Annotated in this window: 21 protein-coding genes and 1 pseudogene; 8 read left to right on the top strand and 14 right to left on the bottom strand. The window is 71.5% G+C overall.

Translation table 11 applies throughout. The annotated features are described in order from the left end of the window. Nucleotides 1-20: 20 nt before the first annotated feature. A pseudogene (locus ACIREO_RS13660) lies at nucleotides 21-407 on the top strand (MarR family transcriptional regulator); the annotation flags it as partial. A gap of 68 nt (nucleotides 408-475) precedes the next feature. Here ACIREO_RS13660 and ACIREO_RS13655 read toward each other — a convergent pair. Together ACIREO_RS13655 and ACIREO_RS13650 are read right to left on the bottom strand one after the other, a co-directional pair. Beyond that, on the bottom strand, nucleotides 476-1,228 hold the full coding sequence (locus ACIREO_RS13655) for a maleylpyruvate isomerase family mycothiol-dependent enzyme (protein WP_404108520.1): 753 nt from the start codon (nucleotides 1,226-1,228) through the stop codon (nucleotides 476-478). A 74-nt stretch (nucleotides 1,229-1,302) separates the two neighbouring features. Continuing rightward, nucleotides 1,303-2,535, bottom strand: coding sequence for an MFS transporter (locus ACIREO_RS13650; protein ID WP_404108518.1), 1,233 nt, complete (start codon nucleotides 2,533-2,535; stop codon nucleotides 1,303-1,305). 121 nt (nucleotides 2,536-2,656) lie between these two features. Here ACIREO_RS13650 and ACIREO_RS13645 point away from each other — a divergent pair, with 121 nt between their 5' ends. Continuing rightward, nucleotides 2,657-3,871, top strand: coding sequence for an ROK family protein (locus tag ACIREO_RS13645; RefSeq protein WP_404108516.1), 1,215 nt, complete (start codon nucleotides 2,657-2,659; stop codon nucleotides 3,869-3,871). A gap of 259 nt (nucleotides 3,872-4,130) precedes the next feature. Here ACIREO_RS13645 and ACIREO_RS13640 read toward each other — a convergent pair whose 3' ends face one another. From ACIREO_RS13640 to ACIREO_RS13630, 3 genes are read right to left on the bottom strand one after another with little or no spacing between them, the layout of a single operon-like run. Continuing rightward, nucleotides 4,131-5,015, bottom strand: a complete 885-nt coding sequence (locus ACIREO_RS13640; protein ID WP_404108513.1) for a phosphotriesterase — start codon at nucleotides 5,013-5,015, stop codon at nucleotides 4,131-4,133. Continuing rightward, entirely contained in the window at nucleotides 5,012-5,593 is a 582-nt protein-coding gene (locus tag ACIREO_RS13635; protein ID WP_404108511.1) for a DUF4865 family protein, read from the bottom strand. Before ACIREO_RS13635 ends, ACIREO_RS13640 begins: the two co-directional genes overlap by 4 nt. 10 nt (nucleotides 5,594-5,603) lie before the next feature. Then, nucleotides 5,604-6,182, bottom strand: a complete 579-nt coding sequence (locus ACIREO_RS13630; RefSeq protein WP_404108509.1) for a TetR/AcrR family transcriptional regulator — start codon at nucleotides 6,180-6,182, stop codon at nucleotides 5,604-5,606. Nucleotides 6,183-6,382: 200 nt separating this feature from the next. Between ACIREO_RS13630 and ACIREO_RS13625 the strand changes: the two genes are divergently transcribed. Next, entirely contained in the window at nucleotides 6,383-6,667 is a 285-nt protein-coding gene (locus ACIREO_RS13625; RefSeq protein WP_404108507.1) for an SHOCT domain-containing protein, read from the top strand. 107 nt (nucleotides 6,668-6,774) lie between these two features. Here the strand turns inward: ACIREO_RS13625 and ACIREO_RS13620 are convergent, their stop codons facing one another. Continuing rightward, nucleotides 6,775-7,299 carry an ATP-binding protein gene (locus ACIREO_RS13620; RefSeq protein ID WP_404108504.1) on the bottom strand — a complete coding sequence of 175 codons (525 nt, stop codon included), beginning with the start codon at nucleotides 7,297-7,299 and terminating at the stop codon, nucleotides 6,775-6,777. 213 nt (nucleotides 7,300-7,512) lie between these two features. Further along, nucleotides 7,513-7,875, bottom strand: a complete 363-nt coding sequence (locus tag ACIREO_RS13615; RefSeq protein WP_404108502.1) for a hypothetical protein — start codon at nucleotides 7,873-7,875, stop codon at nucleotides 7,513-7,515. 248 nt (nucleotides 7,876-8,123) lie between these two features. On the opposite strand from ACIREO_RS13615, the gene ACIREO_RS13610 reads away from it, so the two are divergent. Continuing rightward, nucleotides 8,124-9,257: a PLP-dependent cysteine synthase family protein gene (locus ACIREO_RS13610; RefSeq protein WP_404108499.1), complete on the top strand. Its 1,134-nt coding sequence runs from the start codon at nucleotides 8,124-8,126 to the stop codon at nucleotides 9,255-9,257. 30 nt (nucleotides 9,258-9,287) lie between these two features. On the opposite strand, the gene ACIREO_RS13605 is transcribed toward ACIREO_RS13610, so the two are convergent. Further along, nucleotides 9,288-9,722 (bottom strand): SRPBCC family protein, encoded by a 435-nt coding sequence (locus tag ACIREO_RS13605; RefSeq protein WP_404108496.1) that lies wholly within the window; start codon nucleotides 9,720-9,722, stop codon nucleotides 9,288-9,290. Nucleotides 9,723-9,791: 69 nt separating this feature from the next. Then, a complete protein-coding gene (locus tag ACIREO_RS13600; protein ID WP_404108493.1) occupies nucleotides 9,792-10,619 on the bottom strand; it encodes a DeoR/GlpR family DNA-binding transcription regulator in 828 nt (275 codons plus the stop codon). 245 nt (nucleotides 10,620-10,864) lie between these two features. Here ACIREO_RS13600 and ACIREO_RS13595 point away from each other — a divergent pair, with 245 nt between their 5' ends. Then, nucleotides 10,865-13,273, top strand: coding sequence for a hypothetical protein (locus ACIREO_RS13595; protein ID WP_404108490.1), 2,409 nt, complete (start codon nucleotides 10,865-10,867; stop codon nucleotides 13,271-13,273). Here the strand turns inward: ACIREO_RS13595 and ACIREO_RS13590 are convergent. The 5 genes from ACIREO_RS13590 to ACIREO_RS13570 all read right to left on the bottom strand — a co-directional run bounded on the left by ACIREO_RS13590 (nucleotide 13,243) and on the right by ACIREO_RS13570 (nucleotide 18,958). Beyond that, nucleotides 13,243-15,675, bottom strand: a complete 2,433-nt coding sequence (locus ACIREO_RS13590) for a right-handed parallel beta-helix repeat-containing protein (RefSeq protein WP_404108488.1) — start codon at nucleotides 15,673-15,675, stop codon at nucleotides 13,243-13,245. The two genes, ACIREO_RS13595 and ACIREO_RS13590, sit on opposite strands and share 31 nt — an antisense overlap. 208 nt (nucleotides 15,676-15,883) lie before the next feature. Further along, a complete protein-coding gene (locus ACIREO_RS13585; RefSeq protein WP_404108485.1) occupies nucleotides 15,884-16,501 on the bottom strand; it encodes a hypothetical protein in 618 nt (205 codons plus the stop codon). 134 nt (nucleotides 16,502-16,635) lie between these two features. Then, complete coding sequence (locus tag ACIREO_RS13580; RefSeq protein ID WP_404108481.1) at nucleotides 16,636-17,460, bottom strand: MOSC domain-containing protein; 825 nt, start codon at nucleotides 17,458-17,460, stop codon at nucleotides 16,636-16,638. Nucleotides 17,461-17,505: 45 nt separating this feature from the next. Continuing rightward, nucleotides 17,506-18,024: a DUF6643 family protein gene (locus tag ACIREO_RS13575; RefSeq protein WP_404108478.1), complete on the bottom strand. Its 519-nt coding sequence runs from the start codon at nucleotides 18,022-18,024 to the stop codon at nucleotides 17,506-17,508. A 211-nt stretch (nucleotides 18,025-18,235) separates the two neighbouring features. Next, the gene (locus ACIREO_RS13570) at nucleotides 18,236-18,958 is read right to left on the bottom strand and encodes a FadR/GntR family transcriptional regulator (RefSeq protein WP_404108476.1); all 723 of its coding nucleotides are present in this window, start codon (nucleotides 18,956-18,958) and stop codon (nucleotides 18,236-18,238) included. Between the two features lie 197 nt (nucleotides 18,959-19,155). Between ACIREO_RS13570 and ACIREO_RS13565 the strand changes: the two genes are divergently transcribed. From ACIREO_RS13565 to ACIREO_RS13555, 3 genes are all read left to right on the top strand, one after another. Beyond that, the gene (locus ACIREO_RS13565; protein ID WP_404108474.1) at nucleotides 19,156-20,421 is read left to right on the top strand and encodes an SLC13 family permease; all 1,266 of its coding nucleotides are present in this window, start codon (nucleotides 19,156-19,158) and stop codon (nucleotides 20,419-20,421) included. Nucleotides 20,422-20,481: 60 nt separating this feature from the next. Then, nucleotides 20,482-21,939 (top strand): acyl-CoA synthetase, encoded by a 1,458-nt coding sequence (locus ACIREO_RS13560; protein WP_404108471.1) that lies wholly within the window; start codon nucleotides 20,482-20,484, stop codon nucleotides 21,937-21,939. A 78-nt stretch (nucleotides 21,940-22,017) separates the two neighbouring features. Continuing rightward, on the top strand, nucleotides 22,018-23,346 hold the full coding sequence (locus ACIREO_RS13555; RefSeq protein ID WP_404108469.1) for a GDSL-type esterase/lipase family protein: 1,329 nt from the start codon (nucleotides 22,018-22,020) through the stop codon (nucleotides 23,344-23,346). The last annotated feature ends 43 nt before the right edge of the window (nucleotides 23,347-23,389 follow it).

Genomic DNA, 23,389 nt, shown 5'->3' with positions numbered 1-23,389 from the left:
GCCTCTGCTAGCGTGCGGTCATGGCAGCGACGAAGTCCGAGCAGGCACTCGTCGGCGAGTGGCGCGAGATGCTCGCACTGCACGCCAGGACCCTGGGCGAGCTGGACCGGGCGCTGGACCGGCACGGTCTGTGCGCCAGCGACTTCGAGGTCCTGGACGTCCTCGCGGCAGCCGCGGAGGACGGCGACGCGTGCCTTCGCGTACAGGAGATCGCCTCGCGGGTCCTCCATCTCAGCCAGAGCGCGCTGTCGCGGCTCGTGGCGCGGCTGGAGAGGGACGGCCTCGTGCGCCGCGCGATGTGCAGCGAGGACCGCCGTGGTGTGCGCGTCGAGCTGACGGACGCCGGCCGGGCCCGCCACGCGGAGGCCAGGCCCCTTCGGCGGGAGGTGCTTGCCCGGATGCTGGACCGCCCCGATGCCGGGCCGGGGCGGGCTGCGAAGCGAACCTCGCGGGGGTCTGAAAGGACCCGGCGCGCTCACGACCAGACGACCGCGGAGTTCTCCTCCCACAGCCTGGCGACCTCAGGGTCTCCCGACAGGCCGACGGACGAGAGCGGCCGGCGATTCCACAGCCCCAGGTAGAGCTCCTCGGCGGTACCACTCAGCGTGCAGTCGGCAGGAGTGTCCAGGCCCTCGGCCCCGCGCACGGTGAGCGGCGGGCCGGCCGACATGCGTACGGTCCACACCGTGTCCGTGTCCACGGCCCGCACCCGGAGTGTGCGCGGCGAATCCGTACGCACCCGGCTCTTGGGGCGGGCGTGGAAGCCGGCCAGCAGCTCATCGATGCCGTCCACCGCGTGCGGCGGTGCCACCGGTGTCCACGGGCCGCCCCGCGCCGACTCCGCGTCCACCCGGTGGATCCTGGTCTCGTGTGCCTGCCGGCGCGCCCAGAAGATGCGCGGGGAAGGCGAGGGGAAGACCGTCCAGCATTCCAGGCCGGCCGGTGCGGCCCGGAGTGCGTCGGCCAGCAGACGGTGGCCCTCCGTGAACCGGTCGAGCAACGCGTCGCCGTCGAGGCCGGGCTCCTCGGCCGCCGGGTGGTGCGTCGGGCGGCCCTCGACGACGAACGCGGTCGCCCAGCGGTGCACCATGCAGGTGTGCCTGAGGAGATCGCGCACCCGCCATCCCGGGCAGGTCGGAACCGGGGCGTGCGTCCCCGCCTCGCGGGCGGCCCGGGCGAGTGTGTGGCTTTCTTCGACCAGGGCTTCCAGATGTCCGGTGATTTCCACGCGGGCGATTGTGCCAGAGCCGCGCCAGGCGTCGTCCGGAGCCGGAGGGGCCGCCGGCGCCTGAGTGCGGCAACTCAACTGCTCACGTTTTGCCCCACGTTGCGGGCCGTGTAGCCCAGGGCCGCCGCAGCGGCGGCGAGCAGCGTGACCGTGGTGAGGGCCACCGGGAGGGAGAGCCAGTCGGCGAGGAAGCCGATCACAGGCGGCCCAAGGAGCATCCCGCCGTAGCCGAGCGTCGACGCCGCGGCCACCCCGCTCGGCCCGGCCAGCGCGCCCGCCCGGCCGACCGCGACGGGAAATATGTTGGCCAGGCCCAGACCGGTCACGGCGAAGCCGAGCAGTACGAGCCAGACGGTCGGGGCCAGGGCGCCGAGAAGCATCCCCGCCGCGGCCGTGGCCCCGCCTGTCACCAGTGTGCGGGTCTGTCCGAACCGTTCGAGGAGAGCGGTGCCGGTGAGCCTGCCGATGGCCATCGTCAGCGCGAACAACGAGTACCCGGCGGCGGCGAGACCGGGAGCGGCCCCGAGATCCTGGCTGAGGTGCAGCGCGCCCCACTCGGCGAGCGCACCTTCGCCGTATGCCGTACAGAGGGCGATGACACCGAACAGGATGACGACCCGGCGCGCGTGGGCGCTCATACCCTTCGGCAGCTCAGGGGCGTCCGCCACCCGCGGCTCCACCGGGGGCGCGGCAGGCCGGCCGCGCAGGAGCACCGGGCCGGTCACCGCGGTGACGAGAAGTCCGGTGCCCGTCAGGGCGAAGAGATGGGCCGAGGGCGAGAGGCTGCCCGCGACCAGTCCGCCGAGCCCCGCACCGGCCATGCCGCCGAAGCTGAACGCGGCGTGGAAGCTCGGCATCACCGGGCGGCGCAGCGCGGAGACCAGATCGACGGCCGCGCTGTTCATCGCCACGTTCAACCCGCCGTAGGCGGCGCCGAAGAGCAGGAGTACGAGACCGAGGCCGAGGGCCGAGCCCATCTGCGCCGGAAGGGCGATGCTCAACGACAGGAGTACACCGCAGACCACGGTGACCGCATGGCTTCCGTAGCGCCGGCACAGCCTGCCGGTGAGCATCATGGTGATCACCGCACCGGCGGAGACACCCAGCAGGGCGAGTCCGAGGGTGGAGGCGCTGGCCCCCGTCTGGTGCTTGATGGCCGGGATGCGGACCACCCAGCCGGCGAAGAGAAACCCGTCGAGAGCGAAGAACACGGTCAGAGCGGTACGGAGGCGGGCAGAGGAGGCTGGAGCGGTGTCTCCGCCACGTTCCCCCGACAGGGCCGTCCGCAGTTTGTTTACTTGCGGCACAAAATGAGCATAGGGTTGTCCCGACGGCGGACGCAAGGTCGCTGCACCGGTGACCGGCCGGTGAACGGCGCGGGACACCGGAGCGTCGGCAACGGCTCGGGACCATGGGAGACTCGCCCCCATGAACGGCAAGTCGACCACCACGCGGACGAAGTTGGAGAGGGGCCGCAGCGCGCTCGGGCCCGCCCTGGAGCTCGTGCACACCGGGCGTGCTCCCACCCGGGCCGTGCTCACCTCCGAGCTCGGCGTCACCCGTGCCACCGCCGGCGCGGTGGCCGCGGAACTCGAGGCGCTGGGACTCATCAGGGTCGACTCCAGCCCCGGCTCCGCCGCCGGTTCGCAGGGCCGCCCCTCGCACCGGCTGTCCATCCGTGACAGCGGGCCCGTGGCTCTCGCCGCCCAGGTGCACTCCGACGGCTTCCGCGCCGCGCTCGTGGGACTCGGCGGCAGGATCGTCGCCACCGCGCCGGGGTGCGTCGCCGTCATGGCCGACCCGGCCCAGGTCCTCGGTGAGGTCGTGGAGGCCGGGGCCCGGCTCCTGCGCCAGAGCGGGCTGCGCTGTGTCGGCGCGGGGCTCGCCGTGCCCTCCGCCGTGGCCGAACCCGAGGGAACGGCACTCAATCCGCTGCACATCGCCTGGCCGGCCGGAGCGCCGGTCCGGGAGATCTTCTCCAGCTGCGTACGGGCCGCGGGCATCGCGGGTCCCGCCTTCACCGCCAACGACGTCAACCTCGCCGCCCTCGCCGAGCACCGCCACGGCGCCGGGCGTGGCGCCCAGCACCTGCTCTGTGTCGCCACCGGCCACCGGGGGGTGGGTGGTGCTCTCGTCCTGGACGGCCGTCTGCACAGCGGGAGTTCGGGACTCGCCCTGGAAGTGGGGCACCTCACGGTGAACCCTGAGGGCCGCCCCTGCCACTGCGGTGGACGCGGCTGTCTCGACGTCGAGACGGACCCCCTCGCCTTCCTCACCGCCGCCCGCCGGGAGCCCGGCCCCGAGGAGTCGCTGCTCAAGCAGTCCGGCGGCCTGCTGCGCACGGAGTACGGCGACGCCGATGTGCGGGCGGCCGCCGAGGAGCTGATCGACCGGCTCGGCCTCGGCCTCGCCGGGCTCGTCAACATCCTCAACCCGGACAGGATCATCCTGGGCGGCCTGCACCGCGACCTCCTGGAGGCCGATCCCGAACGCCTGCGGGCCGTGGTCGCCGACCGCAGCCTGTGGGGCCGCAGCGGAAGCGTGCCGATCCTGTCCTGCACGCTCGACCACAACAGCCTGGTGGGCGCCGCCGAACTGGCCTGGCAGCCCGTACTCGACGACCCGCTCGCCGCACTCGCCTGACCGGTCGCGCCGAAAGGCACGGCAGGTCAGGGCGGAGACCCGCTCACACCTAGGGCCTCTCGTTTGGATCATGCTGGGCTCGCGAGGCCTGGCACGCACATCTGCCGCGTTGTCGTCGGTCTTCCCCAAGCTCTCGGCTTCGCTCGAGCAGGGGAGGCCCCAATCGCTCCGCGTTGACTCCCTCCTCCGCCTTGCAGCTGCACGCACCAGACCCCGCTCCCTGATCCAGCCTGATCCAGCCTGATCCAGACGAAGGACCCTAAGCCAGGGCGAACGCCCGCGCCGGATTCGCCACGAGCACCGCTTCCAGCAACTGCTCGCCGAGCGACCGCACAAGCCGTGGGCGCAGCCGCCGCAGCAAATACGGCATACCAGGCGTCTCGGGCACCGTGGTGTCGCCGCCCAGCAGCAACTGACCGCCGAACCCTGCCTCCGCGAGCGCCGCGAGCTGCTCCGGCAGCCGCCAGTCCGTGGCATGGTTCGCCCGTGAGGGGCCGTCGAACGCCAGGAACGCACCCGCGCGAGCGGCTTCGAGCTGAGCGACGCCGTCCGGGAACCGGCCCAGGTGGCCGAGTACCACCCGCCGCGGCTCCACCCCCAGCTCCCCGCACAGCAGGTCCAGCACGTCCCGCGCGCCCGTGCCCAGCTCCAGATGGACGGCGATCGGAGCCCCCGTACGGCGATGGGCGCCGGCAGCCGCCGTCATTGTGTGCCTGGCGTGCGCGTCGATGCCGTGGAACGCCCCGGCCACCTTGATCAGTCCCGCCGGTATCCCTGTGGCTCCGATCCCCTCCGTGATCTCCGAGACGAACAGTTCCTCCAGCCCCGGCATGATCCGGCCGAGCAACTCCGGCGCGTAATGGGCCGCTTGGTGCAGCCCGGTCGCCGCGACGATCCGTGTCCCGCCGGCTCGCGAGAGAGCCGCCAGATCCCCGGGCCGTCTGCCCATTCCGTACGGGGTCCACTGGACGACCGTCCGCCCGCCCAGCTCATGGAAGCCCCGCAGCCGCTCACGAGCCCCTTCCGGGTCGTCCAGCGCCTGCCCGGGCAGCGCCGGAGTGCGGATGAAGAGATGGTCATGCGCGTCGCAGACCCCGAGCTCCCCGGCGGGGACGTCCCCGAGGACCGTACGGACCTGGTTCACCACTGCTTTCCCTGCCCCAGCCGGTCACGCTCCGGCGACGACAGGTGCAGGACCTCGTAGCGGTCGCCCGGCGCCCCGGACGGTTCGTGCTCCCAGAGGGTGAAGTGGAGCAGCTCCCAGTGGCGCGGGTCGACGGCAAGCGCGGTGGCGACGGCCCCGGGGGTGCCGGCGAGCCTGCGGCTCTCCGCCAGCGCCGCCTCCACCGCGACAGCCGGCCGGACGCTGTCCGCGATTCGCTCGCGTCGGCGGACGGCGGTGCGGGGGAGCGCCTGCGAGGCCGGTCCTTCCTGGTGGAGAAGTCCGGTCCAGTGCTGCACCCGGGGGCGGCCGAAGTCGTCGACGATGCCCTGGAAACCGGGGCCCCAGAGGAAGCTGTTCATGCCTTCGGGGGTGGACCACAGATAGAGCGGGGCGTACTGGTTGACCGGTGAGGTGCCACCACGTTCGCGGATCAGGTACGCCTTGAGGCCGAGGCCGGGGAAGCCGTCGAGAAGATGCCCCCTGGTCGCCACGCGCTCGCGGATGATCCCCATGTCGTAGTCGGCGGGGAGGGTGATCTCGTACTGCATGGCGTGCATCGCGTGCTCCTCAGGCCGGACGGTTCGGTGTGACGTGCGGGGAGAGCAGGGAGAGCAGCCCCTGCACGGCCGAGTCGAACGCGGCCGGGGATCCGGACGCGCGGGCCAGGACGTAACCGCCCTGGACCGTGGCCACGACAGCCGCCGCGACCTCCCGGGGTGCGAGACCGGGGGAGAACTCGCCCGCGTCCAGGCCCTCCTGGAGGATCTCGGTGAGCCGGCCGCGCAGCCAGCCGAGCGTCTCGTCGACCGGGGCACGCAGCGTGTCGCTGGCCACCACGTCGGGGTCCATCGTGAGCCGCCCCACCGGGCAGCCCCGCAGCACCTCGCGCTCACGCAGCAGATAGGCCGAGATCCGCTCGTACGCGGAACCGTGGCCGTCCAGCAGGCGCCCGGCCGTCTCCCGCATCTCCGCGGCTGTGCGGAGCACGGCGGCGAGGGCCAGATCGGGCTTGCCCGCGAAGTGGTGGTACATGCTGCCCTGGCCCGCCCCCGCCCGCTGCTGGATCGCCTTGGGGCTGGTGCCCACGTAGCCGCGCTCCCACAGGAGCTCCTGGGTGGCCCCGATCAACCGGTCCGGAGTGCTCATGGCTCCACTGTACATACCAGTAGGTACAGAATCCACGGCGCCAGGAAGCCCGGACCCCGAAGCAGGTTCCCGGCCCCGGCGTACTCCCACCGCCGTACGGGAACTGCCGCCACCCGTACGACGCTCCGGCGCTCTCCCGGAGCCAGGCTCGTAGGTGACAGGAACGCAAGGATGAACACCTGACCGAGGAGCTGACCGAGATGAACACCCTGGCGAACTCCGGGGGACCCGGGCCCTGGATCCTCTTCTTCCCGATCATCTGGGCGGTCGTCGCCGTCGGCGTCATCACGCTGCTGCGCCGCACCGTCCGGCGCGGCAGCCGGGGACCGTGGCAGCCGCAGGGCGGCCCCGCGGGCGACCGGTCTCCGATCGGTCTCCTGGGGCGGCGGTTCGCTGCGGGGGAGATCGACGAGGACGAGTACTGGCGGAGGCTCTCCGTCCTCGACGAGCCCTACGGCCGCTACGACAAGGACGGCCCGGCGTGACCGCCGAAGGCAGGTGAGATCCGGGCTCGAAAAGGAACGGAGCGCGTCGATCGCGAGTGGATCGACGCGCTCCCTCGTGCTGTGTACGGGGCCCGGCCGCGTTCCGGTCAGCCGACGACGGCCGACCGGTCCCGCGTCCGTGCCGCCGTCCGCTCCATGAGCCCCGTGACGTCCGAGCCGAACGGCCCGTCGGTCGTCGACCCGTACACCGGGAGAGGAGGCAGAGCGGTGGTGAACGACGGTGCGGGCAGGGTGAACCAGATGACCTTCCCCGTGTCGTCGCTCGGTCGTACGCCCCAGCTCTCGCTGACCGCGGCGATCATTGCCAGTCCGCGCCCGGAGGTGGCGGACGAATCGGCATCGCACACGGTCGGCAGCCGGGGGTCGTGGTCGTGGACGGAGACCGTCAGCCGGTCGAGCAGCAGCTCGATCTCGACGGTGCATGATTTGTCCGGCTGTGCATGCCGGTGGACGTTGGTCAGCAGTTCGGTGACACCGAGCGCTGCCTGGTCGATCAGAGGATCGAGATGCCAGTAGCGCAGTTGCGCCGAAATGATTCTGCGGACCTGACCGATCCGCGACGGCAGGGCTTGGAGCTCCACCGCGCAGTGCCTGCTTGGCTCGCTGATCACGGCTGCGACTCCCCGAATAGGTCCGGAAGAAGACGAAGGAACGGATCCAGCAGATGGCTGACTGCTGTTTCTGGTCATGCGTGGTCCGCCCTGCGTGGCTCCCGACGGAGGCGGCTTGCGCTGTCACCGCCGGTGCACCATCAGTGACGTGTGACCAGCGTGACTCAGGGGGTTGGGCTCCGCAACTCGCGGTGTCCGTACCGGACCGTAGCGTCAGGTCCGATGTCCGGCGGTACCCCGCAGCGCCTCCAGGAATCTGCGGACCGGCGCGGCCCCGCCGGGCCTGCGGTTGCGCTGGCCCATGGTCAGCCGGTACCGGACCCCGTCGATACGGGCGATCGCCGAGTCGGCGGCGTGGAACCACGGCTTCCCGGCGCTCACCGCGGTCAGCGGGGCGCCGGCGATCTCCCGCCCGTTGCTCGTCAGCAGCACGATCCGGCCATCCTCGACGATCACTTGGCCCGCCCTGGTCAGCGACCGCGCCCACCGGCGGATCCGGACGTCGCTCGCCCTGAACTCCACCGCGTGGAACTTCCGTGCGCCCAGATCCGCAGCGCTGAACTCTGTCTCGGCCATGGCGACTTCGCCCCCCTTGTACAGGCTTCTGCAAGTCTGCCCGCCGACAGGGCCCGTACGCCAGGCCTCATAACGGTCGATATGGCGATCGATTTCGGGCCGTGGCCCGGACCGGGCAGGCGCCCCGGGCGTGGCGGCGGGGCCCCTGGGCCAAGGGAGGCCTATGGGTCGTCAAAGTAAACGTTTGCGCAGGTGGGGGGAATATCGTGGGTCCCAGGAGAACCGCCGGCACCCGAAGGAGACCGCTGATGGACACCAGTGAGCACACACCTGGCGGTGGCGTCATGGACACCGTCGACGTCGACCGGAGTGATTTGGACTACCGGGCCTGGCTCAAGGAAGCGGTACGCAAGGTCCAGGCGGACGCCAACCGTTCGGCGGACACCCATCTCCTGCGCTTCCCGCTGCCGGAGCACTGGGGCATCGACCTCTACCTCAAGGACGAGTCGACGCACCCCACGGGCAGCCTCAAGCACCGGCTGGCCCGGTCGCTCTTCCTCTACGGTCTCTGCAACGGCTGGATCCGGCGCGGCAAACCGGTCATCGAGGCCTCCAGCGGCTCGACCGCGGTCTCGGAGGCGTACTTCGCGAAGCTGATCGGTGTGCCGTTCGTCGCGGTGATGCCCCGGACCACCAGCCCGGAGAAGGCCCGCCTGATCGAATTCCACGGCGGGCAGTGCCATTTCGTCGACGACGCCCGCCGCCTCTACGAGGAGTCGGCGGCCCTCGCGGCCGAGACGGGCGGTCACTACATGGACCAGTTCACCTATGCCGAACGCGCGACCGACTGGCGCGGCAACAACAACATCGCCGAGTCCATCTACCAGCAGCTGAGGCTGGAGCGGTATCCCGAACCCGCCTGGATCGTCGCCACCGCCGGCACCGGCGGAACCTCCGCGACCATCGGGCGCTACGTCCGCTACATGCAGCACGACACACGGATCTGTGTGCCCGACCCGGAGAACTCCTGCTTCTTCGACGGATGGACCCGGCACGACCAGCTGGCGACCAGCGACTGCGGCTCACGCATCGAAGGCATCGGCAGACCCCGGATGGAGCCGAGCTTCGTGCCCGGGGCCATCGACCGCATGATGAAGGTGCCCGACGCGGCCAGTGTCGCGGCGGTCCGGGTACTGGAGCGTGCCATCGGCCGCAAGGCGGGCGGCTCGACCGGAACCGGGTTGTGGAGCGCCTTCAAGCTGGTGGCCGAGATGGTGGAGAGGGGGAGCACCGGAAGCGTCGTCACGCTGTTCTGCGACCCGGGCGACCGCTATCTCGACAAGTACTACTCGGACGACTGGCTGAGCGGGCAGGGCCTGGACATCCGGCCGTACACGGAGACGATCGACCACTTCCTGGCCACCGGCACCTGGCCCGCCTGAGCCGGACGGGAGGCGCGCCCCACAAGAGGTTCAGTCCTCCAGCAGGACCCCGAGCTCGCGGGTGAAGACCCGCCGCCCGGCGGTCGCCAGCAGCGGATCGGCCCAACGGGGCAGCAGCCTCACGCGCAGCTCCTCGACCCAGATCACATGCGAGCCCGAACCGGTCGGGCAGACGTCGATCGACGCACGGCCGCGCACCACGGCACCCCGCTTCTCCAGCAGGCACACTCCCGCCCGGCCGGCGGCGGGCGGGGTCCACCGCACCACTTCCATCGGATCGTCGAAGCCCAGCGGCCCCACGCCCGTACGGGCCACGAAGACCGTACCCGCGTGGGTGGGCAGACCCGTCGGCACGGTGACCGAGGTGAAGGGAACGGTTCCGCCGTGCCGCTCCCAGTCGGTCACCCTGCGCCACGCCTCGGCGGCGGGGAGGGGAGTGAAGCGCTCTATGCGGAATACGGCCACAGCACGATCCTAGGACGTCCGTCGCCCGGGAGCCCCGGAGCGGAGGGCTTGGGCGCCACCCGGGGCGGGCTAGGCCGAAGGCCCGCCCGCCACCACGAGGCCCGGCAGGTGCTCCTCGATCTCCTGCCTGGCCGCGTCAGGCAGACCCGCGTCCGTGACGAAGGCGTCGACCTCGTCCAGCGCGGCGAACGAACTCAGGCCCACCGTGCCCCACTTGGTGTGGTCGGCGACCACGACGACACGCCTGGCCGCCTGCACGAAGCGGCGGTTCGTCTCGGCCTCGGCGAGATTCGGCGTGGAAAGACCGGCCTCCACCGAGATCCCGTGCACGCCGAGAAACAGGACGTCGAAGTGGAGCGAGCCGATCGCACGGTCCGCGACCGGTCCGACGAGCGAGTCCGAAGGCGTACGGACCCCGCCGGTCAGGACCACCGTGGCCGCACCGGCCCGCGCGCCGCCCGCCGTGGCCGGCCGCTGCGCGCCGTGGAACACGTCGGCGACCCGCACCGAATTCGTCACCACGGTCAGCCCAGGCACCTCCAGGAGATGCCGCGCCAGCGCGAACGTGGTCGTGCCTCCGGAGAGCGCGATCGCGCTGCCCGGCAACGCCATCCCGGCCGCCGTACGCGCGATGTCCTCCTTGGCGCTGAGCTCCAGCGTCGACTTGGCCTCGAAACCGGGCTCGTGCGTGCTCGCCTCGGCCACCGGGACGGCTCCGCCGTGGACCTTCTCGATGACACCCTGGCGTGCCAGCGCGTCCAGATCCCGGCGGATGGTCATGTCGGAGACGCTCAGCTTGCGGGTCAGCTCGTTGACCCTGACCCCGCCGCGCTTGCGCACATCGTCGAGAATGAGCGCACGCCGCTGCTCCGCGAGCAGGTTCTGATTCTCGCTCAACGCCGGGCCCCGGTCCTTCGCTCTGTCCGCACGGTCCGGCAGCGGTCCTGCGGGACTCCCTCATCCTCCCACGCATACCCACGAGCTCTCCCACTGGGGAGATTCGGTGAGAGCGGGTGCGGCGGGCGTCTCCCGTCGGCCATGGTGGTGACTGCGCATCAGCCCGGCACGGTCCGGACGAATGACCCCAGCCGCCCCTCCCCACCGGCCGCGCGCCGGACGGACCAGAGAGCGAGTCACCTACATTGCCCCCTGCCCACCAGGCCGAGGCCGCGCAACGCAGCGGCGCCGCACTGGAACTGCTCGTCCACGGAGTCGGCGGCACCACCCCGCAGGAGATGCTCGGTGACCCGCGTACCACCAGGATCACCGGTGACGCCACGGCGGCTGTCCACCGGCGTACGGAGGACGTCGGAGCCGAACAGCACCCCGAGCGCCACCGCGACGGGCCCATCGCCGAGGCCTACTGCTGGTCCAACCTCACCTCGGGCAACGGCTCCCGCGCCCTGTGGCTGCTGCTGCTCCCCTTCATGGTGGTCAACCTCGCCCACTGGATGCGGCCGTCCACGCAGGGGCGTACCCGGACGGTCCGGCTCTACGGACTGCTGGTGCGGCTCATCGCGCTCAGCCTGACCGTACTGCTGACCGCCGCGGTCTGCGAGGTCGCCCTGGACCTGGTGGCCTGGCAGTGCGCCGGGACGCCCGGATGCTCGGGGCAGCGTTCCTGGCTCGGCTTCCTCTCCACACAGCAGGACGGATGGTTCGCCCAGCCAGGACGCCGGCTCGCCGTCGCCGCGGTCGTACCCGCAGCCCTGGTGGGGCTGCTCTGGTACCTGTCCAACCGGACCTGGAGCGCCTACGAGTCACAGCGCCCCCTGACCTGCGACGAACCGGACAGCACGGAAACGGACCAGGACCCGGACACGGACGTGCCCGCCCGGACCGGCGCCCCCGCGATCCGTCCGGCCCTCGGCAGGCCGGGCTTCTGGTACGGACGCAGGCTGGTGGCCCGGCTGCGCGCGGCGCACACCGCGGCCGGATTCCTCACCGTCGCGGCCACGGTCGGCTCCACGGCGGCACGCCACGACAGGGCAGCCGAGGGCCCCGTGCCCGGGGTGACCGGCGTCCTGTTCGAGACCGTCCTCGTCCTGTGCGCACTCGTCGTCCTCACGGTCGTCTGCCACCGGGGACGCAGCGAGCGACGCCTCGACCACCGGCTCGACCGGGCCGTCATCACCTTCCTGCCCGGCGCCGCGCTCATCCTGCTGCTCCTCGCGATGGTGTACGCCGCATGGTCGCGTCCCGGCTGGGTGTCCTCGGGCACCCTCTCCGGAGAGGCCGTCTTCCGCACGCTCGCACTCGGCCAGGGTCTGCTCGTCATCGTGCTCGCCGTGGCCGCCCTGAGCCTGTACCGCCGCGCCCCCGAGCCCCGCACCACCCTCCACGGCCTCGGCGGCCCGGCGGTGGCCATGCTGGCCTGCGCCCTCGGCGGTGTGATGACCGGCGGGATCGCCCAGCGTGTGGCCGACTGGCTCGACGGCCGAGGAACCCCCGGTATGGGCGCGGGCGCCTCCGTGGAGGGGCCGCCCGTGCTCCTCAGCTGGCAGGCCTCCGTCATCCCGGTCCTGCTGCTGCTCCTGCTCCCGCCCGTCATCTGGCTGGTGGTCCGGACCGTGCGTCATGCCCGCCGGCTGGGCCCCGCCATCGAGGCGGAGTACGAGGAGAAGCGCCCCGAGCCCGGACGCACCCTGCGGATCGCACGCACCCGGGCCACCGCCGCGCTCACCGACTCGGCCCCCGGCATCCTCGGACTGCTCTCCGCCGCCACACTGCTGCTCGGCGCCGGAGCGGTGGCCGGTTCCTGGCTCACCGGCGAGGTGCCCGGCCTCGCGACGGACGGTGCCGGCCCGTTCGTCGAATCGGTTGCCGAGGCCGCGCAGTCGACCGGCTCCTGGATGACCGGTTTCGGCGTGATACTGCTCGTCACCTGGGGCCGTCGCGCCTACCGCGACGTCTCCGCCCGGCGCACCATCGGCATCCTCTGGGACGTGGGTACGTTCTGGCCGCGAGCCGCCCATCCGTTCGCACCGCCCTGCTACGCCGAGCGGGCCGTCCCGGACCTCTCGTCCCGGATGTGTGCCTGGACGGCCCGCACCCGCGGCAGACTCGTCATCTCCGGCCACTCCCAGGGCAGCGTGCTCGCGGCGGCAGCGGTGTGGCAGCTCCCCGATGCGGCCCGGCACCGGGTCGCGCTGCTCACGTACGGCTCCCCGATCGAGCGGCTGTACGGGCGCTGGTTCCCGGCCTACTTCGGCCGGGAGCCCCTCGAAGGCCTGCACCGGTCCGTCCACTGCTGGCGCAACCTCTGGCGTGCGACGGACCCCATCGGCGGCCCGGTCCGCATCGACGAGGGACAGGGACAGGAGGTGGACCGGGGCCCGCTGAAGGACCCGCTGGTCTACGGACGCACCGCCGAACACCCGCTGCCGGAACCCATCCTGGGGCACTCCGACTACCAGGCCGACCCGGTCTTCGCCGTCGAGCGTGCCGCGCTCCTGGAACGGCTCGGACCCGTCGTACCCCAGCAGGCGGGCGTGAGTACGGAGGACCGGGACAGCACCGCTCAGGGCAGCGCCGGAAGGTCGTCCGGGTAGAGCATGGTCAGGTCCTCCGTGGTCGGCTCGGTGAGCTGGGCGACCCGCCCCGCATGCCGCTCCACCATCGACTCGAAGGTCTGACGGGCCGTCCGGCCGTTACCGAAGGCGGGGCCCTTGGGAAGCGCCGTGAAGTACTTGAGCAGCGCTTCCCCCGTCCCCTCCGCCAGGCTGTACTCGTGCTCGTCGGTCTGCTGCCCGACGATCCGCAGCAGCTCCTCGGGCTCGTAGTCGCTGAAGGTGATGGTCCGTGAGAAACGGGACGCCACACCGGGGTTCACGGTGAGGAAGCGCTCCATCTCGTGCGTGTACCCGGCCACGATCACCACAACGGCGTCGCGGTGGTCCTCCATCAGCTTCACGAGCGTGTCGATGGCCTCCCGGCCGAAGTCGCGGCCCGAGTCCACGGGCGAGAGGGCGTACGCCTCGTCGACGAACAGGACCCCGCCGCGCGCCCGGTCGAACGCCTCCTGCGTACGGATGGCCGTGGAACCGATGTGCTCGCCGACCAGATCGACGCGGGACACCTCCACGAGATGGCCGTGCTCCAGGACGCCGAGCGAGGCCAGGATCTCCCCGTACAGCCGGGCCACCGTCGTCTTGCCCGTGCCGGGGGAGCCGGTGAAGACCAGGTGCCTGCGCACCGACGCCGCCTTGAGACCGGCCAGCCGGCGCCGTCGGCCCACCTCGATCATGTCGGTCAGCGCCCGTACCTCGCGCTTGACGCTGTCCAGGCCCACCAGCGCGTCGAGCTCGCCCAGCACGGCGCCCGAGCCGCGCACCGGCTCGGCGGGAACCGAGGGGGCGGCGACGGGTTCGGCGGACCGCTGCCCGGGCATCGCGCCGAGCAGCCCGGGCGTGCTCTGCGTCGCCGTCAGGACCGGGGGGGCCGGGGGAGTGGAACCGCGCAGGCCGCTCTCGTCGCTGGTGCAGTCCTTGGCCACCGGGCCGCTCGCGTTCCCGTCGCCGCCGGAGCCTTCGGGGAATTCGTAGCCGCCGCGCGCGCACCGCTCGGTCCGGCAGCGGGTCAGGGTGGAACGGCAGCCGTCCATCACATGGAAGCCGTATCCGTCGCTTCCGGTGACCCGGCAGCTGTCGAAGGTGCCCCGGCCCTCGGCGGAGACGTAGAAACCTGCCTCCGCGGGCGAGGTGACCGTGCACCTCTCGATGGTCGGGTCGGCACCCTTGGTCACGATGACACCGGTCTGCACCGCGTCGATGGTGCAGTTGTTCAGTGTGCCGCCGCTGCCGTGGTCACGGAACCACGCTCCGGTGGACGCCTCGCGGATCCGGCAGTCGTCGAGCTGGGCGGTGGCGCCGTCGCTCACCGAGACCGCGGTGTTGCGGATCTGCGCCAGATCGCTGTCCACGACGTCCGCGCGTGAGCCCCGGTCGAGGACGAAGAGGGCGTCGGGCACGTCGTGCACGCGGCACGAGTCGAGTATCACCGTGGCCCCGTCGCTGACCCACACCGCGGGGTAGTCACCCGTGCTGTCGTGGATCTCGCACTGGTTGGCGTCGACACGGGTGCCCGGATCCCAGACCGAGAGGCCGTTGCGGCCGAATCTGCGCACCGTGGAGCGGGTCAGCGTGAGCACCGAACGGGAGCGCAGGTCGACCGCGTTCTCCGGGATGTCGTGGATGTCGCAGTCGGCGAGCGTGAGGACCGCGTCGGTGTCCAGGGTGACCCCGTCGGCCGACGTGCGGTGCACGGTGCAGTCCGTGAGGTGCGCGGTGCCTCGGGAAGTGACCTGCACCCCGGTGCCCTTGATCTCGTACACCTCGCAGCCCACCGCCTCCAGGGAGCTGCCCTCCCCGGTCACGCTCAGCCCCGCGCCCGACGAGTGGTGCACGCGGCAGCGCTCGAGCCTCGGGTGCGCGCCGTCGCGCACCGAGACGCCGGACTGTCCCGCCGAGACGATCTCGCACTCCTCGAACACGCCTCCGGCGCCGTCGAGTACGGCTATGCCGACACCCGCAGGGTTGTCGACCGTGCAGCGGCGCACGGTGGGCCTGGCCGAGCCGCGGACCTCGATGCCGGCGGCCGACCTGGTCACGACGCGCAGATCCGACAGCTCGGGAGCGCCCTCCTCGACGAGCAGCGCGGGAGCTGCGGAGTCCTGGCCCTCCACATGGAGGTCCTGGACGACGGCGGATGCCCGGACGGTCAGGGGGACGCCGTCGACCGGCGCGATCCGCACCGATCCGGCGGATCCCTCGGGGCCGCGCAGCGTCACCGCGCGGTGGACGACGAGATTCTCCCGGTAGGTGCCGGGGGCGACGGTGAGGACGTCACCGTCCGCTGCGGCCTCCAGGGCGGCGGTGAGGGATGCGTATTCGCCCGTACGGCGCCGCCATCGCGATGTGCCGGTGTGCGTCACCTGGACCGTGCCCTGTGCCATGGTGCTGTTGTGCCCCCACCTCGTGCCATGTGCGCCGCCTCGTGCCTGTCCGCGTGTGCCGCCGGTCCGCCGGCGGCACACCGGCCCGCCTGCCGAGGAGTCGGGCGGGCCGGTCCACCGTAGCGCGCGTGACGGGCGCGAGTTGACGGGTCGGCTGCTGAAGGCCACCGGTCAGCCGTTCACGAGGGGGGCCGGTGCCCTCTCGGGGTCAGCTGCCCGTACCCGTTCTGCCCCAGTCGGGGCCGACTTCGGCCCAGGCACGGTCGAGGCGGGCGTACCGCCGTCGCATCATGCGCCATACGACGAGCCTGCGGGCGATTTCGGTCAGACCACCCGCGAACAGGGCCGCGCCGATGCCTGCGAGCACCGCGTGGGTGTGAGCCGTGGAGGTGTCCATGGGCTGCATCGCGGGGTGGCCCCGGTCGTCCGTCCAGATCTGGACCCGGGCGCCGGGAGCGGTCTTGGTGGACCCCGTCGACACGGTACCCGTGCGTGCCGTACCGTCCGGGGCGAGCCAGTCGGCCACCACCGACGTCCGCATGGTGCCCTCGGTGACGACCGCCTCGGGGTCCTGGGCGAAGCGGGAGGCGCCCGGTGCCGCGCGGACCACGAGGGCCGAGGTGAGATGGCGTTGCTCGTGCTGGGCGCGGACCGTCCGCTGGAGTGCGCCGTCCGTGAGTGAGCCGGCCTTCCAGCCGAGGGCCGGTGCCGCCAGCAGCATCAGCAGCAGCGCGGCCAGTGCCACCCACGCCTCATGCCGGTCGGTGGCGCGGCACACAGGATTGTGTCGCCACCGCCGGATTCCCAGAACCGCTCGCACAGTCATGCACCCCCTTCTCTGTCCGTGATAACGCAGGAGGGCGGCGATTACGTCTTCCGACGGCGAAGAGAGAGCAACCTCACGCCGTCAACGCCCTCCGCCTCCCCCGGCGTTGCGAGGACGTGACGAGGACCGGGCGGTCAGCCGAGGACCCGCACCGTGTCCCCCGCCCGGATCACACCGGTGGTCTCCGGGGTCATGAGCCGGCCGAAGACGAGGTGCCTCCCGTCCTGACGGTGCCGGGCGAGCGTGCGCAACGGCTCCTTCCCCCGCTCCGCCGTCCGCTGGTCGGTGGTCGCGATGACACACCGTCCGCACGGCTTGACGACGCGGAACGCGACCTCCCCGATCGCGATCCGCTTCCAGCCGTCCTCGGCCCAGGGCGCTGTGCCGTCCACGACCACGTTCGGCCGGAACCGGTTCATCGGCAGCGGCCCCTCGTCCGGATGATCCCCCTGCGCGATCAGCGAGTTGAGCGCGTCCAGCGAGGCACGCGTCGTGAGGAGCAGCGGGAAGGTGTCGGCGAACGACACGGTCTCGCCCGGTCGCCCGAACCTGGGATCGACGGGCCTGCGGTGCGACGGCGCGTCGAGATGGACGAGCCGGACCTCCGCACCGAGGCGCGCGCTGAACCAGGCGTGGGCGGCGTCTGCGGCCATCACCACCGTGACCTTGCTCCGGTGGAGCTCCGCGACCACCGTGCCGGCCGGATCGGGTACCTCCACCGTCAGGGACGGGCTCCCGGGCGCCGACAGGACAAGCCCGCCACCGGGCAGGAGCTCGGCGGACAGCTGTGCCATGTGCGGCTGCTGACGCTGGGTGACGACTCTGCTCGCGCTGTCGATCAGCATCCAGCGGCGGTCGCCCTCGAGTCCCCATGGCTCGACGGCGGCCTCGTCGGCCGCGCATGCTGTCAGTGATTTGACCGGGTGGATGCGCAGGGTACTGAGCACAGGCGAAAGCATGCCCTCATCCTGCCAGCCGTCACTGACAACGGCAGGCGGCGCCCGTCAGTAACCCCGGCCCTGGTACGGACGGTTGTAGGGGTCCTCGTACGGCGACTGAGCGGGCGCGGGCACGGGCCGGGGGGACGCGGGACGCATCGCCTCGTAACCCGTGCCGGACCGCTGCTGCTGTTGCGGCTGCTGGTAGCCGCGGGGCGCCTGCTGCTGCTGATGGCCGCGGGGCGCCGACGGCTGCTGCGGGATGTACGGCGCCGGCGCGTGCTGCAGCTGTGCGGGCTGCATCATCGGCGCCTGCTGCATCCCGGCGTTCTGGTACTGCGGCTGCGGCGCCTGCTGCGGATAGCCGTAGGACCCGGTGTGCTGCGACGGGGCCGCGGGCAGCGCCGGCAGGGCCGACGGCAGAGCCGGCAGGTAGCTGTTCCCGGTGTCGTAGGCGGCGGGGACCCGGATCGGCGCGATCTGAGGAGTCCCCCGCTCGGCGACGAGGGAGTCGTAGATCGGGGTGTCGGGGAACGACGGCGCGGCGTAGTAGCCGCTGCCGTAGGTGGAGCGGGGGGAGGTCATGACACATAAGTTAAGCCCACGATGTGCTGATTGGGGAGCCCCAATCCTGTGGTTATCCGTTTTACGTTGGTTCTGCCCGCCTGACCTGCTAAAACATTGTTAAAGCTCCTGGTAACGGCGGGGGCCTTTTCCATGGCCGATGAGCAGTGGCGCAAGGGTGCAAAGGGCGACACCCGCGCGGCATTCACCAGGACGAAGCGAGAGCAGTGGTTCAGGGGGCCCCGTCGGTGGCGTCCGGTTCGGGATTCCAGTCCAGGAGCCTCACCTTCGCGACGGTACGGACATGGCGCCGCATCGCAGCGGCCGCGGCCTTGCCGCGCTGTTCCTCGATCGCGTCGAGGATCGCCTGGTGCTGGGTCAGGGAGCGGCCGGGACGCCGGGGCTGGCGCAGGGACTCATGCCGGCTCTCGGCGATCTGGCCGGCGATGGACCGCATGAAGTCGGCCAGCAACGCGCTGTGGGCGGCCGCCGTCACGGCGGCGTGGAAGCGCCGGTCGCCCTCGATGCCGTGGCCACCCTCCGCGATCTCCGCGGCCATGTGGGCGAGCGATGCCCGCAGCGCGGTCACGTCCTGCTCGGTGCGCCGCTCCGCCGCGAGTTCGGCGAGCTTCGTCTCCAGCGCCTCGCGCGCCTCCAGCACGTCGGGCAGCCTGCGCCGGCGTTCGACGAGGCGCTCGACAGGTTCGGCGTCCAGCCCGTTCCCGAGGAGGTAGGTGCCGCCTCCGTGCCGCACCTCGACGAGCCCCTGCACTTCGAGGACGACGATGGCCTGCTTCACCGAGGCCCGGGAGACTCTCAGTCGCTGAGCGAGGTCACGCTCCGGCGGAAGCCTGTCGCCGGCCACCAGACCGCTCTCCGCCGCGAAGGAACGCAGCCGGTCGAGCACCTGCTCGTACAGACGTGTACGCCCCATGGGCCGCAGTGCGTCCGACATCCCCTGCCCCTGTTCCGGAGGGCCCCCACGCCCTCGTGGCAACGGCAGCCTAGCAGCGCCCCGGTGGTCCGGAGGCTGAACCAATTCCGGCGCACCCTCTTGACGGCTGTCACGGCTCCCCCGACTCTGAGTGCCGTCAACCGGCGAAGTGGCTCATCCACCGGACCAACGGGGGTCGGCCCAGGACAGGAGCCCGCATGTCCGCGGAACTCATCTCAATCCTCGTACTGGTGGCGGTCTTCGCGATCGCCACCACCCGATCGATCAACATGGGCGCGCTCGCCTTCGCCGCCGCCTTCGCGGTGGGTGAGCTGGCCGCCGGCCTGGACGCGGACGGCATCTTCGCCGGGTTTCCCGGAGACCTTTTCGTCGTCCTGGTGGGCGTCACCTACCTGTTCGCGATCGCCCGGGCCAACGGCACCACGGACTGGCTGGTCCACGCCTCCATACGCCTGGTCGGCGGGCGCATCGCTCTGATCCCCTGGGTGATGTTCGTGATCACCGGGGCGCTGACGGCGATCGGCGCGGTCAGCCCGGCCGCGGTGGCGATCGTCGCACCGATCGCTCTGAGCTTCGCCGTCCGTTACGGCATCAGCCCGCTGCTGATGGGCGCGATGGTGGTCCACGGAGCACAGGGCGGCGGCTTCTCCCCGATCAGCATCTACGGCTCGATCGTGAACGGCATCGTGGAGCGCGAGAACCTGCCGGGCAACGAGATCGCGCTGTTCCTCGCCTCGCTGGTCGCCAACCTGCTCATCGCCGCTGTGGTGTTCGTGCTGTTCGGCGGTCTGAAGCTGGCCCGCCACCGCACCGCGGAGAGCGACGAAGACCTGCCCGGTCCTGGTGCGGAGGAGGGGAGCGCCCGGCTCGACGCGCCCCGCGCGGCCACCCTTGTCGCGCTCCTCGCCCTGGTCGTCGCCGTACTCGTCTTCGATCTCGACGCGGGCCTGACCGCCATCACGCTCGCCGTGCTGCTCGGCGCCGTGTGGCCGGACACCAGCCGCAAAGCGGTCGGTGCGATCGCCTGGCCCACCGTGCTGCTCATCTGCGGCGTACTGACCTACGTCGGCGTGCTCGAGGAGATGGGCACGATCAAATGGGCGGGGGAGGGAGTCGGAGGCATCGGTGTGCCGCTGCTCGCGGCGCTGCTGCTGTGCTACATCGGCGCGATCGTCTCGGCGTTCGCCTCGTCGGTCGGCATCATGGGCGCGCTGATCCCGCTGGCCGTGCCGTTCCTCGCCCAAGGAGAGATCGGGGCGATCGGAATGATCGCGGCGCTGGCGGTGTCGGCGACCGTGGTGGACGTCAGCCCCTTCTCGACCAACGGCGCACTCGTTCTCGCCGCGGCGCCGGACGTCGACCGGGAACGCTTTTTCAGGCAGCTGATGGTGTACGGCGGAGTCGTCGTCGCGGTGGTGCCCGCCGCGGCATGGCTCGTTCTGGTGGTGCCGGGATTCGGATGAGTGCAGGGAAATCCCATGCCGCTTCCGGCTTTTGCCGGACCGTCGATCGGAGTACGACACGTGAATGCCCCCACGGCACTGTTCCCCGCACTGGCCGAGAACAGTTCGCGGCCCGCCCTGCAATTCGGGGACCGATCCCTTTCGTACGCCGAACTCGCGGCGGCGGCCGGCTCCCTGGCAGCGACCCTGGGCACGGTTCGCCGAGTCGCCGTGTGGGCGACCCCGACTCCCGAGACCGCGGTCGGTGTGGTGGCGGCCCTCCTCGCCGGAGTGCCCGCGGTGCCGGTCAACCCACGGATCGGCGGGCGGGAACTGGCGCACATCGTCGCCGACAGCGCGCCGTCACTCGTCCTGGCCGCGGAGGGCGACGAACTCCCCTCCGCGCTGAACGGACTTCCCCGTACGGACATCGACACAGCCGCGGGACCGGCAGGCGCGTTGCCCGCCGAGCCCGGCCCGGATCACCCGGCGCTGATCGTCTACACCTCCGGCACCACCGGCCCGCCCAAGGGCGCCGTCCTGCCGCGACGGGCCCTGACCAGCACACTGGACGCGCTCCGGGACGCCTGGGGGTGGGACGCCGACGACGTACTGGTGCACGCGCTGCCGCTGTTCCATGTGCACGGGCTGATCCTCGGCATCCTCGGGCCGCTGCGGCGCGGGGGATCGGTGCGTCACCTGGGCCGGTTCAGCACCGAGGGGGTGGCAAGGGAGCTGAGTGCCGGGGCCACCATGCTGTTCGGGGTTCCGACCATGTACCACCGCATCGCCGAGGCACTCTCCGCCGGGCCAGGTGACACCCCGCTCGCCGAGGCGCTGTCCGGCGCGCGCCTGCTCGTGTCCGGATCCGCGGCGCTTCCGGTGCGCGACCACGAGCGGATCGCGGCGGCGACCGGCCGGACCGTCATCGAACGGTACGGGATGACGGAGACCCTCATGAACACCAGTGTGCGCGCGGACGGACAGTCTCGGGCCGGGACCGTCGGAGTGCCCCTGCGCGGCGTCGGACTGCGGATCGTCGACGAGGAGGGAGCGCCGGTCGGCGCCGGTCCTGATGCCGTGGGCGAGATCCAGGTGCGCGGCCCGAACCTCTTCACGGAATACCTCAACAGGCCCGAGGCCACTGCCGAGGCGTTCACCGAGGACGGCTGGTTCCGCACCGGGGACATGGCGGTACGGGATGCGGACGGCTACGTCCGGATCGTCGGCCGCAAGGCGACCGACCTCATCAAGAGCGGCGGCTACAAGATCGGCGCGGGCGAGATCGAGAACGCGCTCATGGATTGCCCCGGTGTGAGGGACGCGGCTGTGACAGGCGAGCCGGATGCCGATCTCGGTGAGCGGATCGTGGCGTGGATCGTGCCGTCGGACGCACGAAACCCCCCGACCATCGAGGAGTTGGCCGATCATGTTGCCTCGCAGCTCGCCCCGCACAAGCGGCCCCGGACCGTGCGCTACCTGTCCGAGCTCCCCCGCAACGAACTCGGCAAGATCATGAAGCGGGCACTTCAGCCGTGATCCGGCAGGGTGCGGCGTCCCCGGGCCGGGGCGGCACGGCACAGCTTCCTTCCCTTCTCCTCACGGAAAGGCAAGTCCTTGACCGATTCACGCCTCGCCGGAGTCCGCCGACGTCGGGTTCCGCTGGTCAGACGTATCCCGATCGCCTTGGCCGCCGTGTCGACCGTGGCAGCAGTCGCCCTCTCGGTCCCGGCGACGAACGCCGCGGGTGACACCGCGACCGGACAACAAGCCGGAGCGCGAGGCTGGTTCACCTCCTGGGCGGGCTCGCAGCACGACCTCGCTCCCACTCCCTTGCGTGACCGGACCGTCCGCATGATCAGCCACCTCAGCCAGGGGGGTGACGCGCTCCGCATCCGGATCCAGAACACCTTCGGTACGTCCCCCCTCACCGTGGACGCCGCCACCGTGGGACTCACGGACGGCAAGAGCGCTGCCACCCAAGGGCGCCCCCGGCCCGTCACCTTCGGCGGCCGGCACGAGGCCGTCATCCCGGCCGGCGGCGAGCTGTGGAGTGACGCCACCACCCTGACGACCCGCGCCCAGGGGGACGTCGCGGTCTCCCTGTCCGTCTCCGGCACCGTCGTCCCGGGCCGGCACCAGACCGCCTTCCGCACCAACTACCTGACCGGGACCGGCACCGGGGACCACACCGGAGACACGAGTGCCGCCGCCTTCACGGAGACGACCGAGTCCACCTACCTGGTCACCGCCGTGGACGTACACAACCCGCGCCTGAGGGGCAGCCTCGTCGCCTACGGCAGCTCCGTGGTCGACGGGGTCGGATCCACGGACTGCGGCCCCGGCTGCACTCAGCTCGGCGCCGACCGCCGGTGGACCGACGACCTCGCACGGCGGATCACCACGGAACTGCCGCCCACACGCCGGCTGGCAGTGGCGAATGCCGGTGTCAACGGCACCACCAGTGCCCCGGACTGCCCGAAGCTCGCCGAGCCCCTGCGCGGTCTGGACGCGGGCGCGCGCCTGGAGAGAGACGTACTGGCCCTGCACGGAGTCACCGGAGTTCTCTACTACTACGGCACCAACGACCTGCCCGCCGGATGCGACGCCCAGCAGGTGCTGGCGAGCTACCGCGACACCTTCCGACGTCTGCACGCGGCCGGCATCAAGGTGTACGTCACTCCGGTGACCCCCCGCCCGGGCTACACCGACGAGCACAACAGGGTCCGTCACACCGTCAACTCGTTCGTCTCGAAGTGGAACGACTGCAGTGGCACCTGTGACGGCATCATGGGCTTCGACCAGGTTCTCAGGGACCCGTTGAAGCCGAACGCCATCAACCCGCCCTACGACACCGGCGACGGCGTCCACGCCAACATCGCCGGCCAGCAGGCACTGGCAGACACGCTCTCGCTGCCGATGCTCGCGTCCTCCGCTGACCGGTGACGAAGGCCGGAAGCGAGTTCCCCCGTACGAGTGAACTCGGACC

The sequence above is a fragment of the Streptomyces sp. NPDC102441 genome, assembly GCF_044765585.1.
In the GTDB taxonomy this organism is placed as follows: Bacteria; Actinomycetota; Actinomycetes; order Streptomycetales; family Streptomycetaceae; genus Streptomyces.
The sequence above is the reverse complement of the archived record's forward strand: the minus strand, read 5'-3'. Positions and strand labels throughout refer to the sequence as shown.

Excerpts from the sequence above, each read along its gene's own strand:
- ACIREO_RS13590 (WP_404108488.1), bottom strand. The coding sequence starts at position 15,675 with ATGGCACAGGGCACGGTCCAGGTGACGCACACCGGCACATCGCGATGG.
- ACIREO_RS13575 (WP_404108478.1), bottom strand. The coding sequence starts at position 18,024 with ATGACCTCCCCCCGCTCCACCTACGGCAGCGGCTACTACGCCGCGCCG.
- ACIREO_RS13580 (WP_404108481.1), bottom strand. The coding sequence starts at position 17,460 with ATGCTTTCGCCTGTGCTCAGTACCCTGCGCATCCACCCGGTCAAATCA.
- ACIREO_RS13565 (WP_404108474.1), top strand. The coding sequence starts at position 19,156 with ATGTCCGCGGAACTCATCTCAATCCTCGTACTGGTGGCGGTCTTCGCG.
- ACIREO_RS13615 (WP_404108502.1), bottom strand. The coding sequence starts at position 7,875 with ATGGCCGAGACAGAGTTCAGCGCTGCGGATCTGGGCGCACGGAAGTTC.
- ACIREO_RS13630 (WP_404108509.1), bottom strand. The coding sequence starts at position 6,182 with ATGAGCACTCCGGACCGGTTGATCGGGGCCACCCAGGAGCTCCTGTGG.
- ACIREO_RS13570 (WP_404108476.1), bottom strand. The coding sequence starts at position 18,958 with ATGTCGGACGCACTGCGGCCCATGGGGCGTACACGTCTGTACGAGCAG.
- ACIREO_RS13610 (WP_404108499.1), top strand. The coding sequence starts at position 8,124 with ATGGACACCAGTGAGCACACACCTGGCGGTGGCGTCATGGACACCGTC.
- ACIREO_RS13635 (WP_404108511.1), bottom strand. The coding sequence starts at position 5,593 with ATGCACGCCATGCAGTACGAGATCACCCTCCCCGCCGACTACGACATG.
- ACIREO_RS13645 (WP_404108516.1), top strand. The coding sequence starts at position 2,657 with ATGAACGGCAAGTCGACCACCACGCGGACGAAGTTGGAGAGGGGCCGC.
- ACIREO_RS13585 (WP_404108485.1), bottom strand. The coding sequence starts at position 16,501 with ATGACTGTGCGAGCGGTTCTGGGAATCCGGCGGTGGCGACACAATCCT.
- ACIREO_RS13625 (WP_404108507.1), top strand. The coding sequence starts at position 6,383 with ATGAACACCCTGGCGAACTCCGGGGGACCCGGGCCCTGGATCCTCTTC.